Genomic DNA, 13,805 nt, shown 5'->3' with positions numbered 1-13,805 from the left:
CCCGTGCCCCGCCGACGCGGCAACGCACCCCGCAGATACGGGCCCGCACCCCGCAGACACCGGCCCGCACCCCGCGAGCGCCGCCCCGTACCCTCAAACTCGGGTACCGGCCCGCGCCCAGCGAGCGCCGCCCCCTCAGACACCCCCCGTCACCGATTCGCCACCGCCTGCTTCACCAGCGTCTTGCCGAAGTCCCAGATCAGCCCGCCCCCGTTGTGCGCGTCGTCCATGACATCCGTGAAGGCGTCCACGAACCGGTCCACCTCGCGCTCCCCGACGATCAGCGGCGGGATCAGCTTGATCACCTCCAGATGGTCGCCGGAGACCTGGGTGAGGATGCGATGGCGCTGGAGCAGCGGGACGACCACCATCTGCGCGAAGAGCCCCTTGCGCGCGGCCTGGAGCATGGCCCACCGGCTGCGCAGCCCGAGCGAGGTGGGCCGCCCGAACTCGATACCGATCATCAGCCCCCGGCCGCGCACATCGGCGAGCAGCTCGTACTTGTCGACCAGCGCCGCGAGCCGGCTCCGCAGCAGTTCCCCGGTGGTCCGGGCGTTCGCCGCGATCCGCTCGTTCTCCATGACCGACAGCACCGCCAGGCCCGCCGCCATGGCCTGGGCGTTGGAGCCGAAGCTGGCCGAGTGGACCAGCACGCGGTCGATCGAGGAGTAGACCTTCTTGAAGATCCAGTCCTTGCCGAGGGTGGCCCCGACCGGCACATAGCCGCCGGACAGCGCCTTGGCGACACAGACGAGGTCGGGCTCGACACCGTCCTCGTGCTGGTAGGCGTAGAAGTCGCCGGTACGGCCCAGACCGGTCTGCACCTCGTCGGCGATCAGCAGCGCCTTGTGCCGGTGCAGCAGGTCCTGGGCGGCGCGCAGATACCCGGGCGGGGTCGCGTGCACGCCCTTGCCCTGGATCGGCTCGACGATCAGGGCGGCCACGTCGCCCTTCTTCAGCTCTCGGGCGAGCGCGTCCAGATCGCCGAGCGGTACGGCGGTGTCGGGCAGCAGCGGGGCGAAGCCGTCCCGGAAGCCGTCCTCGCCGTTGACGGAGAGGGAGCCGGTGGTCAGCCCGTGGAAGGCGTGCGGGCAGTACAGGACACGGCGCTTGCCGGTGGCCCGGCGGGCGAACTTCAGCGCGGTCTCCACCGCCTCGGTGCCGCTGTTGCCGAAGAAGACCCGGTCCAGGTGCGGGCTGTGCGCCAGCAGCCGTTCGGCGAGCAGTCCGGGCAGCGGCGGGCAGTCGAAGCGGGTGAGGTCGGCGAGACCGGCGTCCAGGACGTCGTGCAGCGCCTTGCGGACCACCGGGTGGTGACGGCCGAGGCCCATCACCCCGAACCCGGCGAGCATGTCCAGGTAGTCGGCGCCCTCGGTGTCGTAGAAGTAGGCGCCCTCGGCCCGCTCGTAGACCTTGTCGAAGCCGATGGTGTGCAGCATCCGCGGGAGCTGGTGGTTGAGGTACCGGGTGTGCAGCTCGTAGCGCTCGGCGCCGCGCTCGGTCAGCAGCGCGGCGAGATCGAACGCACCGGTGCCGGGGGCGTGTTCGGCGGTGGTCATCTGGGGTTCTCCTCGGCGGACGCCTGCGGGGCTTTACGGGTTCGGGGGGTGCCGTTCGTCGGCGCGTCGGCCGTCTCGGCGGACGCGCCCACCGCCAAGCCCACGCCAGCCGCCCCGGCGGACTCGCCTGCCGTCAGGCCCACGTCGGCCGCCCCACCCGACTCGCCCACCGCCGAGCCCACGCCAGCCGCTCCGGCGGACGCGCCCGCCGTCAGACCCGCGCCAGCGGCCCCGCCAGACTCACCCACCGCCAAGCCCACGCCAACCGCCCCACCTGACTCGCCCGCCGCCAAGCCCACGCCAACCGCCCCGCCCGACTCGCTCGCCGCCAAGCTCGCGCTGATCCGGCCCGCGATCTCCACCGGTGTCAGCCCGATGTCCGCCAGTACCTCCCCGCGTTTGGCGTGGGCGAGGAACTGCTCGGGGACGCCGAAACGGCGGACCGGGACGTCGATGTCGGCGTCGCCCAGGGCGAGGGCGACGGCGGAGCCGACCCCGGCGGCGCGGCTGTTGTCCTCGACCACGGCGACCAGCCGGTGCCGCGCGGCGAGCGGGGCCAGCTCCGGGTCGACGGGCTTGACCCAGCGCGGGTCGACCACCGTGCAGCCGATGCCCCGGGCCGCCAGCAGGTCGGCGGCCTGGAGGCAGACCGGGGCCATCACCCCGACCGCCACCAGCAGCACCTCGGGCCGCTCGGCGCGGTGCAGGACGTCGAGGCCGCCGATCCGGTCGAGGGCCGGGATCGCGGGGCCCACGGACTCCTTCGGGAACCGGATCAGGGTGGGCGCGTCCGCCACGGCCACCGCCTCCCGCAGCTGGGCGCGGAGCTGGTCGGCGTCGCGGGGCGCGGCGATACGGAGGCCGGGGACGACCTGGAGCACGGACAGGTCCCACATGCCGTTGTGGGAGGCGCCGTCGGCCCCGGTGATCCCGGCCCGGTCCAGGACGAAGGTCACTCCGCAGCGGTGCAGGGCGACATCCATCAGCAGTTGGTCGAAGGCCCGGTTGAGGAAGGTGGCGTAGACGGCGACCACCGGGTGCAGTCCGCCGGTCGCCAGGCCCGCCGCGGAGACCGCCGCGTGCTGCTCGGCGATCCCGACGTCCCAGACCCGGTCGGGGAAGCGGGCGGCGAACTCGGCGAGACCCACCGGATGCAGCATGGCCGCGGTGATCGCGACGACGTCCTCGCGCTCCTCGCCGATGGCCACGATCTCGTCGCCGAAGACGGAGGTCCAGGAGGGGCCGCCCGCCGGGGCGAGCGGGGCGCAGGTGAGCGGGTCCATCACCCCGACGGTGTGGAAGTGGTCCTCCTCGTGCGCGAGCGCCGGTTCGTAGCCGCGGCCCTTCTCGGTGCGGCAGTGCACCAGGACCGGGCCGTGGAAACGTTTCGCGCGGCGCAACGCGGACTCGACGGCGCCGATGTCATGGCCGTCGATGGGCCCGACGTACTTCAGACCGAGGTCCTCGAACATGCCCTGGGGGGCGAAGGCGTCCTTGAAGCCCTTCTTGGCGCCGTGCAGCGCCTCGTAGACGGGGGTGCCGACGACGGGGGTGCGCTGGAGGACGTGCTTGCCCCAGGCGAGGACCTTCTCGTAGCTGTCGGTGGTGCGCAGGGTGGCCAGGTGGTTGGCGAGGCCGCCGATGGTGGGCGCGTAGGAGCGCTCGTTGTCGTTGACGACGATGATCAGGGGGCGGTCCTTGGCCGCCGCGATGTTGTTGAGCGCCTCCCAGGCCATGCCGCCGGTGAGGGCGCCGTCGCCGATGACCGCGACGACATGGCCCGGCTCGCCCCGTACCTCGCGGGCCTTGGCGAGGCCGTCGGCCCAGCCGAGGGAGGTGGAGGCGTGGCTGTTCTCCACGATGTCGTGGTCGGACTCCTCGCGGGCGGGGTAGCCGGACAGGCCGCCCTTGCCGCGCAGCTTGGAGAAGTCCTGTCGGCCGGTGAGCAGTTTGTGCACATAGCTCTGGTGGCCGGTGTCCCAGACGATCCGGTCGACCGGCGACTCGAAGACCCGGTGCAGGGCGACGGTCAGTTCGACCACGCCCAGGTTGGGCCCGAGATGGCCGCCGGTCCTGGCGACCGCCTGCACCAGGAACTCCCTGATCTCTTCGGACAGTTGTGCGAGTTGCGCCGCGGGCAGCGCCTTCAGGTCGCGTGGTCCCCGGATGCTCTCCAGAATCGTCACGCTCGGCCCCCTTCGGTCGGTGCTGGTCACCCGTTCTGTGCACCGGCACCGGCGCACCGGTCGGCGCGCCGGTGCCGGTGGTGTTCAGGTCACGGTGACGGCCGGCTCCCCCGACGCGACGCCGTCCTGCTCCATCTGCTCGGCGATCTTCAGGGCCTCCTCGATCAGGGTCTCCACGATCTTCGACTCGGGGACGGTCTTGATGACCTCGCCCTTGACGAAGATCTGGCCCTTGCCGTTGCCGGAGGCGACGCCGAGGTCGGCCTCGCGGGCCTCGCCGGGGCCGTTGACGACACAGCCCATGACCGCGACCCGCAGGGGCACTTCCATGCCTTCCAGACCGGCGGTGACCTCGTCCGCCAGCTTGTAGACATCGACCTGGGCGCGTCCGCAGGACGGGCAGGAGACGATCTCCAGCCGCCGCTGCCGCAGATTCAGCGACTCCAGGATCTGGATGCCGACCTTGATCTCTTCCACGGGCGGCGCCGACAAGGAGACCCGGATGGTGTCGCCGATGCCCTCCGCGAGCAGCGCTCCGAAGGCGACCGCCGACTTGATCGTGCCCTGGAAGGCGGGACCCGCCTCGGTGACGCCGAGGTGCAGCGGATAGTCGCACTGCGCGGCGAGCTGCCGGTACGCCTCGACCATGACCACCGGGTCGTTGTGCTTGACCGAGATCTTGATGTCCCGGAAGTCGTGCTCCTCGAAGAGGGACGCCTCCCACAGGGCGCTCTCCACCAGCGCCTCGGGGGTGGCCTTGCCGTACTTCTGGAGGAGACGGCGGTCCAACGAGCCCGCGTTCACCCCGATCCGGATGGGCGTGCCGTGGTCCTTGGCGGCGCGCGCGATCTCGCGCACCTTGTCGTCGAACTGCTTGATGTTGCCCGGGTTGACCCGGACCGCCGCACAGCCCGCCTCGATCGCGGCGAACACGTACTTCGGCTGGAAGTGGATGTCCGCGATCACCGGGATCTGCGACTTGCGGGCGATCGTGGCCAGCGCGTCCGCGTCGTCCTGGGTCGGACAGGCGACCCGGACGATCTGGCAGCCGGACGCGGTCAGCTCGGCGATCTGCTGGAGCGTGGCACCGATGTCCGACGTACGGGTCGTCGTCATCGACTGCACCGACACCGGGGCCCCGCCCCCGACCGCCACCGGCCCGACCTGGATCTGCCGCGACGGGCGCCGCTCGGCGATCGGGCGGGCCGGTACCTCGGGGACGCCCAAGGAGATGGCGGTCATGCTGCTACTCCCGGTTCCCTGAGACCGTCTCGCGCATGGCCCGCAGCGACTCCTTGAGGGAGCCCATGGTGGCCAGGACGGCGGTGGGTTCGTAGCCGCAGTGCGCCATGCAGTTGGCGCAGCGCGGGTCCTTGCCCCGGCCGTACTTGTCCCAGTCGGTCTTCTCGATGAGTTCGTGGTACGTCGGGACGTAGCCGTCGCTCATCAGATAGCAGGGGCGCTGCCAGCCGAAGAGGGAGTAGTTGGGGATCGCCCAGGCGGTGCAGGGGAAGTCGACCTTGCCCTCCAGGAAGTCCAGGAAGAGCGGGGAGTGGTTGAGCCGCCACTTGCGCCGGTTGCCGCCGGCGAACGCCTTCTTGAAGAGTTCCCGGGTCTGCTCGACGCCGAGGAAGTGCTCCTGGTCGGGGGCCTTCTCGTAGGCGTAGGCGGGCGAGATCATCATCTCGTCGACCTGGAGGTCGTCGTTGAGGAAGTTGAGCACCTCGACGATGGTCTGCGGGGTGTCGGTGTTGAAGAAGGTGGAGTTGGTGGTGACCCGGAAGCCGCGCCGCTTGGCCTCCTTGATGGCGGCCACCGCCTCGTCGAACACGCCCTCCTTGGCGACCGACTCGTCGTGCCGCTCGCGCAGTCCGTCGATGTGGACGGCGAACGCGAAGTAGGGCGAGGGCGTGAACTTGTCCATCTTCTTGCGCAGCAGCATGGCGTTGGTGCAGAGGAAGACATACTTCCGCTTGGCCACCAGCTGACGCACGATCTCGTCGATCTGAGGGTGCATCAGGGGCTCGCCCCCGGCGATGGACACCATCGGGGCACCCGATTCGAGGACCGCGCCCACGGCCTGCGCGACCGGCATACGCTGCTTGAGCACTCCGGCCGGGTGCTGGATCTTGCCGCAGCCCTCACACTTCAGATTGCAGGCGAACAGCGGTTCGAGCTCCACGATCAGCGGGAACTTGTCCCTGCGGCGCAGCTTCTGTTCAGCCAAGTATGTAGCGACCTTGATGGACTGGCGCAGCGGCATGGCCATCTGGCTCACCTCCTGGGGAGCAGCACATTACGGTGCCATTCGAAGAAAGTCGGTAGTACGGAGCGCAGTACGCGGAAAGCCGATATTCCACCGCGCACCGTGCCGATCCGGACGAGTTCATGTTCTGGAGCGTCCACGACCACCCGGACGGCCGCAAGCGGGCGCACACCCACCCGTAGGGCGCTCAGAAGCGTGGCGGCGGATTCCATGTCGACCGCGATCGCGCCGGTGGCCGCGAGATCGGCCCGCTCCTGGCCCCGGACCACATGGTCGGAGCCGGTCAGCGGGCCGGTGTGGACACGGCGGCCGGGCAGCGCGCGGGTCAGTTCCTTGACGAGTGCCTCGGTGCCCACGCAGCCGACCGTGCCGCGCGGGTCGCGGGTCTCCTCGGCGACCACCAGGTCGCCGGGGTGCATCCCGGGGGCGAGTCCGGCGCAGAAGCCGGTGGCGAGGACGGCGGCCCCGGCCAGGGCCGGGTCGGCGAGGACCCGGCCCAGGGAGCGTTCGGCGGCCCTGGGGCCCATGCCGGTGCGCACCACGGTGACCGGCCCGCTCGCACCGCCGCGCTCGCCCAGGCGCAGGGCGAGGTGCTCGATGCCCAGCGCGCAGGCGATCAGCAGCGGTGCGGTGCCGGGCGGTGCGGTGTCGGGCGGTGCGGTGCCGGGCGGTACGGCGTCAGGGGGTACGGCGTCGGGGGGCGCTGCCATCAGCCCTCCCCGGCCCCGGTGAGCTGGCCTTTCTCCACACCGGGGGCGGTGACGGTGCTCGCTCGCGCGGGGGCGGCACTGGTGGTGGCGGCACTCGTGGCGGCACTCGTTGCGGCACCGGCGGCGGCACTGGTGGCGGCCCGCCGTACGAGCCGGTCGAGGGGGTCGCCGTGGACGTACCGGCCGAGCGCGGTCAGCGGGAAGACCTGCCGGTAGAGGTGGTAGTTGATGGAGAAGTCCCAGGGGAAGCCGGTCCCGGTGAAGTACGGCTCGTCCCAGGAGCCGTCCTCCCGCTGGGTCTCGGCGAGCCAGCGCACGCCCCGCTCGACGGCCTTGGACTCCCGCTCCCCCGCCGCGAGCAGCGCCATCAGCGCCCACGCGGTCTGCGAGGCGGTGGAGGCGCCCTTGCCGCACCAGCCCTTGATGTCGTGGTAGGAGCGCAGGTCCTCGCCCCAGCCGCCGTCGTCGTTCTGCACGGACTCCAGCCAGCGCACGGCCCGGCGGATCGCCGGATGCGCGGCGGGGATCCCCGCGGCGACCAGGGCGGGCACCACGGAGCCGGTGCCGTAGATGTAGTTGACGCCCCAGCGGCCGAACCAGGCGCCGTCCGCCTCCTGTTCGGCGAGCAGCCAGGCGATGCCGCGCCGGGTGCGCGGATCGTGGGTGAGTCCCTCGGCGGCGAGCATCTCCACCACATGGGCGGTGACGTCCGCCGAGGGCGGGTCGATGACCTCGCCGAAGTCGCAGAAGGGCAGCTTGTTGGGGAACGGGCTGGTGTTGTCGGCGTCGAAGGCGCCCCAGGCCCCGTCCTTGGACTGCATACCGAGCTGCCAGCGCACCCCGCGGGCGACCGCCCTGTCGACCCGTTCGGGGTCGGGGTGGCGGACCCGGCGCAGCGCGAGGATCACCTCGGCGCTGTCGTCGATGTCGGGGTAGTTGTCGTTGTGGAACTCGAACGCCCAGCCGCCGGGCGGCAGTCCGGGGCGGCGCACCGACCAGTCGCCGGGGCGGACGACCTGCTCGCTGAGCATCCAGTCGGCGGCCTTGACGAGTTGCGGATGGTCGGCGGGGACCCCGGCGTCGGCCAGCGCGATGGTGGCGAGGCAGGTGTCCCAGACCGGGGACTGGCACGCCTCGATCATCCGGGCGCCGTCCTCGCGCCACACGGCGTAGCGGTCCAGGGACTCCAGGCCCGCCCGCATCACCGGGTGTTCGAGGTCGTAGCCCAGCAGGTGCAGGGCGATGAGGGAGTAGACGGCGGGGGGCTGGATGCCGCCCCAGGCGCCGTCGTTCTCCTGGCGTTCGATGATCCAGCGGGCGGCGGTGTTCATGGCCGCCTTGCGCAGGGCGCGCGGGGCGACCTTGCGGTAGACGTGCAGGGCCTTGTCGAGGCGCTGGAAGAAGCCGTCCCAGCTGGCCGCCGGGGCCGGTGGCCGGAGCGGGTTGGGGCGGGCGGGGTCGGTGTGGAGTTCGTCGAGCGGGAAGGGCGCCGGGCGCACCGGGCGCTGGGCGGCGACGATGGTGAGGGGGACGATCGTCTGCCGGGCCCAGCAGCCGAAGTCGTAGATGTTGAGGGGGACCCACTTCGGGAAGTAGATGATCTCCGGCGGGAGTTCCGGCAGGTCCTCCCACTTCCACCAGCCGAACAGGGCGAGCCAGATCCGGGTGAAGACCCGGGCTCCGGCGATGCCGCCACGGGCCCGGATCCAGGTGGACGCCCTCGCCATGTGCGGGTCGTCGGGGTGGTCCCCGGCCAGCCGCAGGGCGACGTACGCCTCGATGGTGGTGGACAGTTCGCCGGGTCCGCCGAGGAAGGTGGCCCAGGTGCCGTCCTCGCGCTGCTCGCCGCGGATGAACAGGGCCGCGGCGCGGGTGGTGGCCTCGTCACGGATGCCGAGGAACTGGCGCAGCAGCAGATCCTCGGCGTCCATCGTCACATTGGTCTCCAGATCGCCCTTCCACCAGCCGTTGGTGTCCTGGAGCGAGAGGAGGAAATCGGTGGCGCGCAGGGTCGCGTGCCGGGCGGCTTCGTGGACCCCGGCCGCGACGGGGGTGGTGCTTTCGCTGGCCGCGGCAGCGCGGGGCGGCAGGGCCCCGGTGCTTCCGTCGGTCGTCGCTGTCATGGCTTCCCCTTCGTGCAGTGTGCAAGTGGTGCGTCTGCTGGGTCCGCCGTCGGCCGGTACGTCCGCTCTGCTCGCTGTACCGGCCGGCGACTACGCGAGGATGGTTCGACCGATAGTGATCATCTCTTTCGTACGACGACGAAGTCCGCGAGCGCCGTGAACCGGGCCCGCACCGCGTCGGGCATGGTGATGGCGTCGAGGGCTTCGATGGCGGTGAGGTGCTGGCGACGCGCCTCCTCGGCGGTCCAGTCCCGGCCGCCCGCCGCTTCGATGAGGGCGGCGCGGGCGGCGAACTCCTCCTCGGAGAAGGCCGCGAAGTCGCTGTCCCGGGCGTCCGCGGCGAGGATCTCGCCGAGCCGTTCGGAGGCGCTGCCACCGGCGGCGAGCGCGGCGACGACGGGCAGGGACTTCTTGCGCTGGCGCAGATCGCTCCACGCCTGCTTGCCGGTGGCCTGCGGGTCGCCCCAGATGCCGAGGAGGTCGTCCACGGCCTGGAAGGCGAGGCCGAGGTGGTGGCCGTACTTCTCCAGGGTGTCGGCGGTGCGGTCGTCCGCGCCGCCGAGCACGGCGCCGATGGAGCTGGCGCAGGCCAGCAGGGCGCCGGTCTTGTTGCCCTCCATCTCCAGGCACTCCTCGACGCTGACGCGGTCGCGGTGCTCGTAGGAGATGTCCTGGGCCTGTCCGTCGATCAGGGCGCGGGTGGCGGTGGTCAGCCGGCGGGCGGCGCGGCCGGCCTCGACGGTGCCGAGTTCCAGCAGGACGTCGTTGGCCAGCGCGAACAGGGCGTCGCCGACCAGGATCGCCTGGGCGGGGCCGTGCACCTTCCAGACGGTGTCGCGGTGGCGGCGCTGTTCGTCGCCGTCCATCAGATCGTCGTGCAGCAGGGAGAAGTTGTGGACGAGTTCCACGGCGACCGCGCCGGGCACACCGGTCTCCGGGGCGGCACCGGTGACCTCGGCGGAGAGCACGGCGAGGGCGGGACGTACGGCCTTGCCGCCGTCACCGGCCGTGGGGCGGCCCTGGGCGTCGATCCAGCCGAAGTGGTAGGCGGCGACGGTGTCCATGGGCGGGGCCAGGCGGTCCACGGCCGCCCGCAGTACCGGGGTGGCCAGGGTCCGGCCGCGCTCCAGCAGCGCGGTCACGTCCACCGCTGCCGGGCGGGCGGCCGGAGCGGCCGGGGGCACAGTGGGCACAGTCTCTCCTCTTGTCGCGGTACCGGAGGTGCGGGGGCCTGCGGCGCGCGGTTCGGGTCTCATGCGGCCTCCTCGACGTCGAAGAGGTGCGCGGGTCGGGGCCGTCCCAGGGCGTGGAGCGCGGCGTCCGCCGCACCGATGCCGCTGCGGACCGCGCTCTCCATGGTCGCGGGCCACCCGGTGGCGGTCCACGCTCCGGCCAGATACAGGCCGGGGGCTTCGGTGCGGGCGCCGGGCCTGAGCGGTCCGGTGCCGGGTGCGGGGGCGAAGGTGGCGGTGCGCTCGCGGGTGACGAAGAAGTCCTGTACCCGCGCGGCGCGGGTGTGCGGCAGCAGCCGCTCCAGCTCGGGCAGATAGCGGGCGCGCAGCTCCTGCACGGGCAGGTCGATCTCGTCCCGCGCGGCCGACTGGGACAGTGCCAGGTACTGGCCCTCGGTGAGTCCGGAGGCGGCGGTGCGGTCGAAGACCCACTGCACGGGGGAGCCGAGGGCGGCGAAGAAGGGGGCGTCGAGCACCTTGCGGTCGTAGACCACATGGACGTTGAGGATGGGGGCGGTGCCGAGGGCGAGGAGCCGCTCGGGCCGGTCGAGCGCCCCGTCCGGCAGCAGTTCGTACGCCTCCTGCTGGGGGACGGCGAGGACGACCGCGTCGGCCTCGATCCGCTCGCCGGGAACCTCCACGCTCCACCGCCCGTCCGCGAGGGGGGAGACGGAGGTGACGCGTGCACGGACCTCGGTACGGACGCCCGCGGAGTCGAGCGCCTCGCGGGCCAGCCGGTCGTGCAGTTCTCCCAGGGGCACATGGGCCCAGCCGATGTCCGCGGCGCCCGGGTCGGACAGCAGACCGGTCTTGAACACCATCGCGGCGAGCGCCAGTGAGGCATCGCCCGCGACCGCGTTGAGGGTGGCTACCCCGACCAGGTCCCACAGGGCCTCGACGGCGCGCGCCGACTGGCCGTGGGCGGCCAGCCAGCTGCCGAAGTCCTGCTGGTCCAGGCTCGGATCGGTGAGGTCGAGCCCCTTCAGCGCGAGCGCGGCGCGGCCGACCCTGGCCCGCTCGGCGAGCGAGAGATGCGGATAGGCGGCGAGGCTGCGCCCCAGATGCAGGGGGACGGGCAGCGCGTCCCGCCGGATTCGGCCCAGCCGCCGCCCCTCGGGCCGCTCCGCGTCGACGACGGGGACGTCGAGCCGGTTCTGGAGCGGGGCGAGCGCGGCGGCGTCGATCCGGTCGAGGAACCAGCGGTAGGCGGTGCAGCAGCGCAGATACACATGCTGGCCGTTGTCCACGCTGAGGGAGCCGCGCTGGAAGGAGAAGGCGAGCCCGCCGAGCCGCGGTCGGCCCTCCAGCAGGGTGACGCGCACACCGGCGTCGGCGAGGGCGAGCGCGGCGGTGATCCCGGCGAGTCCGGCGCCGACGACGACGGCGTCGCGGGCCGGTGGTGCGGTGCCGTCGCTCATCGTGCGCCCTCCCCCGGGCGGCGGTCGCCGCCGAGCCGTCGGCCTGTTCCGTGCTCCCTGAGGGACGCACCCCGGGCGGACGGGGTTGACCCCCGTCGCTCCCCGGACTTGTCCCCGGTTGGGTTATTTTGCCCTACTTCTCCCATCAGGCGCGCCTCCTGACGGTCCTCCGGGTGACGTGGCGCGCGTCGAGACCGGACAGCCCGCGGACGGCGACATACGCCTTCTCCCGTCCGGGCAGCGAGACCCGGCCGCGCAGCACGGCCTCCGGGTCGCGTTCGATCCGGTCCAGGAGCCTGCGGTAGATCCCGGCCATCGCGGCGACACAGGCGCCGCTGCGCCGGTCGAGCAGGGGCAGCAGCCGGTACCCCTCGGCGAAGAGGGCACGCGCCCGGCGTACCTCGAAGTGCACCAGCCCCGCGAAGTCGGAGCCCTCCGGCGGCAGCGGTCCGGCGAACCCGGCCGAGCAGCCGAACTTGGCGAGGTCGTCGGCCGGAAGGTAGGTCCGCCCGCCCTCGGCGTCCTCGCGGACGTCCCGCAGGATGTTGGTGAGCTGGAGCGCCAGCCCGAGGGTGTCGGCGTACTCCGCGGCCCGCTCGGCGCCGCGCGCCCCCGGCTCGGTGCCGAACACCCCGAGCGAGAGCCGCCCGATCGCGCCCGCGACACAGCGGCAGTAGCCCTTGAGGTCGTCCCAGGTCTCGTAGGTCTCGCCCCGTACATCCATCTGGACGCCGTCGATCAGTTCGTCCAGCCCTTCGAGCGGAACGGGGAACGCCACGGCGGCATGGGCGAGGGCGACCGCGACCGGGTCGGTGTCGTCCTCCGCCACGTCCCCGCTCCGCACCCGGGCGAGCAGGGCCCGGGTGTCGTCCAGCCGCTCGGCCTTGATGTCGTCGGCCAGATCGCCGTCGCCGATGTCGTCGACCCGGCGTGAGAACGCGTACAGCGCCGACATCGCCCGCCGCTTGGGCGTGGGCAGCAGCCGGATGCCGTAGGCGAAGTTCCTGGCCTGCTGGCCGGTGACGGTCTCGCAGTAGCTGTAGGCGGCGAGTACCGGTGCGGACACCTGCGGTGCGAGCTCCATGGTCCGGATCACCCCTCTCCTCGCAGAGTGACGCCCACCTGGCGCAGCAGCCGGAGCTTGCCGGGCCTCGGCGGGCCGGGAAGAACGTCGTAGTCGGCGGCGGTGATCGCGTCGATCGCCGCCCTTCCTCCCGCCACGAACCCGGCGAGCAGCAGCCGCAGCCTGCCGTGGACGCTACCCACCAGGGGGGCGCCTTCATTCAGCAGATCGGCGGCGCGTCGCGCCTCGTACGCGATCAGCGCGCGCACCGAGGCGTTCGCGGTACCGGCGGCGAGATCGGTCTCCTGGACGTGGAAGCGTTTCATGTCCTCGGCGGGAAGGTAGATCCGGTCGCGGGCGAGATCCTCGGCCACGTCCTGGAGGTGCTCGACGATCTGGAGCGCCGTGCAGATGGCGTCGGAGCGGCGGACGCGCTCCGGGGTGGTGGTGCCGGTGACCCCGAGGACCAGCCGGCCCACCGGGTTGGCGGACAGCTCGCAGTAGGCGAGCAGATCGTCATAGGTCTCGTAGCGGCCGACCAGCTGGTCCTGGCGGTTGGCGGCGATCAGGCCGAGGAACGGCTCGGGGGGCAGATCGCGGCGGTGCACGGTGGTGCGCAGCCGGCGCAGCAGGGGGTGGCGGGGTTCGCCGTCGTAGACCCGGCGCAGGTCGGCCTCGAAGGCGTCGAGGAGGTGGAGCCGGTCACCGGCCCGGTCGGGCGCCACACCGAGCAGCCGGGCGTCGGCGCCGCCGGGGGCGAGGTCGCCGTCGCCGATGTCGTCCACCAGCCGGGCGAAGCCGTAGACCGCCATGAGGTCGGCGCGCCAGTCGCGGGGCAGGAAGAAGGGGGCGACGGGGAAGTTCTCGTCGGCCGCCTTGTCGAGCGTGTCGCGCTCCGTGTCCCGGGTGCGCGTGGCGTCCGCTGCCGTCATCGTTTGCTGCCCGGGGCGGCGAGGACGGCACATGCTGCGAAGAGCCGGGGAGTTTCCGTAGCCATTGCCGTCACATCTCCCGTTCTACACTGCCTACCCAATACACACTATTTCGGACACGCCGCCCAGTGCTTCCCGCGGCGGCCCCACGACCGGGCGGGCGCATTATCGCCCCACTTGCCGCGATTCGGCACCCCTACAGCTTACGTTGTACAACGCAGGGCCCACCGAGGGGGTGTCCCGCGCATCACAAGAACACACCGATTGGCGCCAAGATTCCTAAGCCGGGACAGAGTTGACGTTTCCTTTGCAGACG

10 protein-coding genes are annotated in these 13,805 nt (G+C 72.2%); all 10 read right to left on the bottom strand.

Translation table 11 applies throughout. The features are described from left to right. Window positions 1-149: 149 nt before the first annotated feature. The 10 genes from AB0D49_RS05880 to hpnC all read right to left on the bottom strand — a co-directional run bounded on the left by AB0D49_RS05880 (window position 150) and on the right by hpnC (window position 13,489). The gene (locus AB0D49_RS05880; RefSeq protein WP_362751344.1) at window positions 150-1,559 is read right to left on the bottom strand and encodes an aspartate aminotransferase family protein; all 1,410 of its coding nucleotides are present in this window, start codon (window positions 1,557-1,559) and stop codon (window positions 150-152) included. Beyond that, window positions 1,556-3,745, bottom strand: coding sequence for a 1-deoxy-D-xylulose-5-phosphate synthase (gene dxs / locus AB0D49_RS05875; protein ID WP_362751341.1), 2,190 nt, complete (start codon window positions 3,743-3,745; stop codon window positions 1,556-1,558). Before dxs ends, AB0D49_RS05880 begins: the two co-directional genes overlap by 4 nt. Before the next feature lie 84 nt (window positions 3,746-3,829). Then, on the bottom strand, window positions 3,830-4,987 hold the full coding sequence (ispG, locus tag AB0D49_RS05870) for a flavodoxin-dependent (E)-4-hydroxy-3-methylbut-2-enyl-diphosphate synthase (RefSeq protein WP_362751338.1): 1,158 nt from the start codon (window positions 4,985-4,987) through the stop codon (window positions 3,830-3,832). Between the two features lie 4 nt (window positions 4,988-4,991). Beyond that, window positions 4,992-6,014, bottom strand: coding sequence for an adenosyl-hopene transferase HpnH (gene hpnH, locus AB0D49_RS05865; protein WP_362751334.1), 1,023 nt, complete (start codon window positions 6,012-6,014; stop codon window positions 4,992-4,994). Between the two features lie 5 nt (window positions 6,015-6,019). Further along, the gene (locus AB0D49_RS05860; RefSeq protein ID WP_362751331.1) at window positions 6,020-6,721 is read right to left on the bottom strand and encodes a 1-hydroxy-2-methyl-2-butenyl 4-diphosphate reductase; all 702 of its coding nucleotides are present in this window, start codon (window positions 6,719-6,721) and stop codon (window positions 6,020-6,022) included. Next, window positions 6,721-8,844, bottom strand: coding sequence for a squalene--hopene cyclase (shc, locus tag AB0D49_RS05855; protein ID WP_362751328.1), 2,124 nt, complete (start codon window positions 8,842-8,844; stop codon window positions 6,721-6,723). Before shc ends, AB0D49_RS05860 begins: the two co-directional genes overlap by 1 nt. A gap of 119 nt (window positions 8,845-8,963) precedes the next feature. After that, complete coding sequence (locus AB0D49_RS05850) at window positions 8,964-10,100, bottom strand: polyprenyl synthetase family protein (protein WP_362751325.1); 1,137 nt, start codon at window positions 10,098-10,100, stop codon at window positions 8,964-8,966. Beyond that, a complete protein-coding gene (gene hpnE / locus AB0D49_RS05845) occupies window positions 10,097-11,494 on the bottom strand; it encodes a hydroxysqualene dehydroxylase HpnE (protein ID WP_362751322.1) in 1,398 nt (465 codons plus the stop codon). Before hpnE ends, AB0D49_RS05850 begins: the two co-directional genes overlap by 4 nt. Window positions 11,495-11,639: 145 nt before the next feature. Next, complete coding sequence (gene hpnD, locus AB0D49_RS05840; protein WP_362751319.1) at window positions 11,640-12,590, bottom strand: presqualene diphosphate synthase HpnD; 951 nt, start codon at window positions 12,588-12,590, stop codon at window positions 11,640-11,642. Beyond that, on the bottom strand, window positions 12,587-13,489 hold the full coding sequence (gene hpnC / locus AB0D49_RS05835) for a squalene synthase HpnC (protein ID WP_362751316.1): 903 nt from the start codon (window positions 13,487-13,489) through the stop codon (window positions 12,587-12,589). Before hpnC ends, hpnD begins: the two co-directional genes overlap by 4 nt. Between the last annotated feature and the right edge of the window lie 316 nt (window positions 13,490-13,805).

This window comes from Streptomyces sp. NPDC048290, assembly GCF_040652095.1.
Classification (GTDB): Bacteria; Actinomycetota; Actinomycetes; order Streptomycetales; family Streptomycetaceae; genus Streptomyces.
The sequence above is the reverse complement of the archived record's forward strand: the minus strand, read 5'-3'. Positions and strand labels throughout refer to the sequence as shown.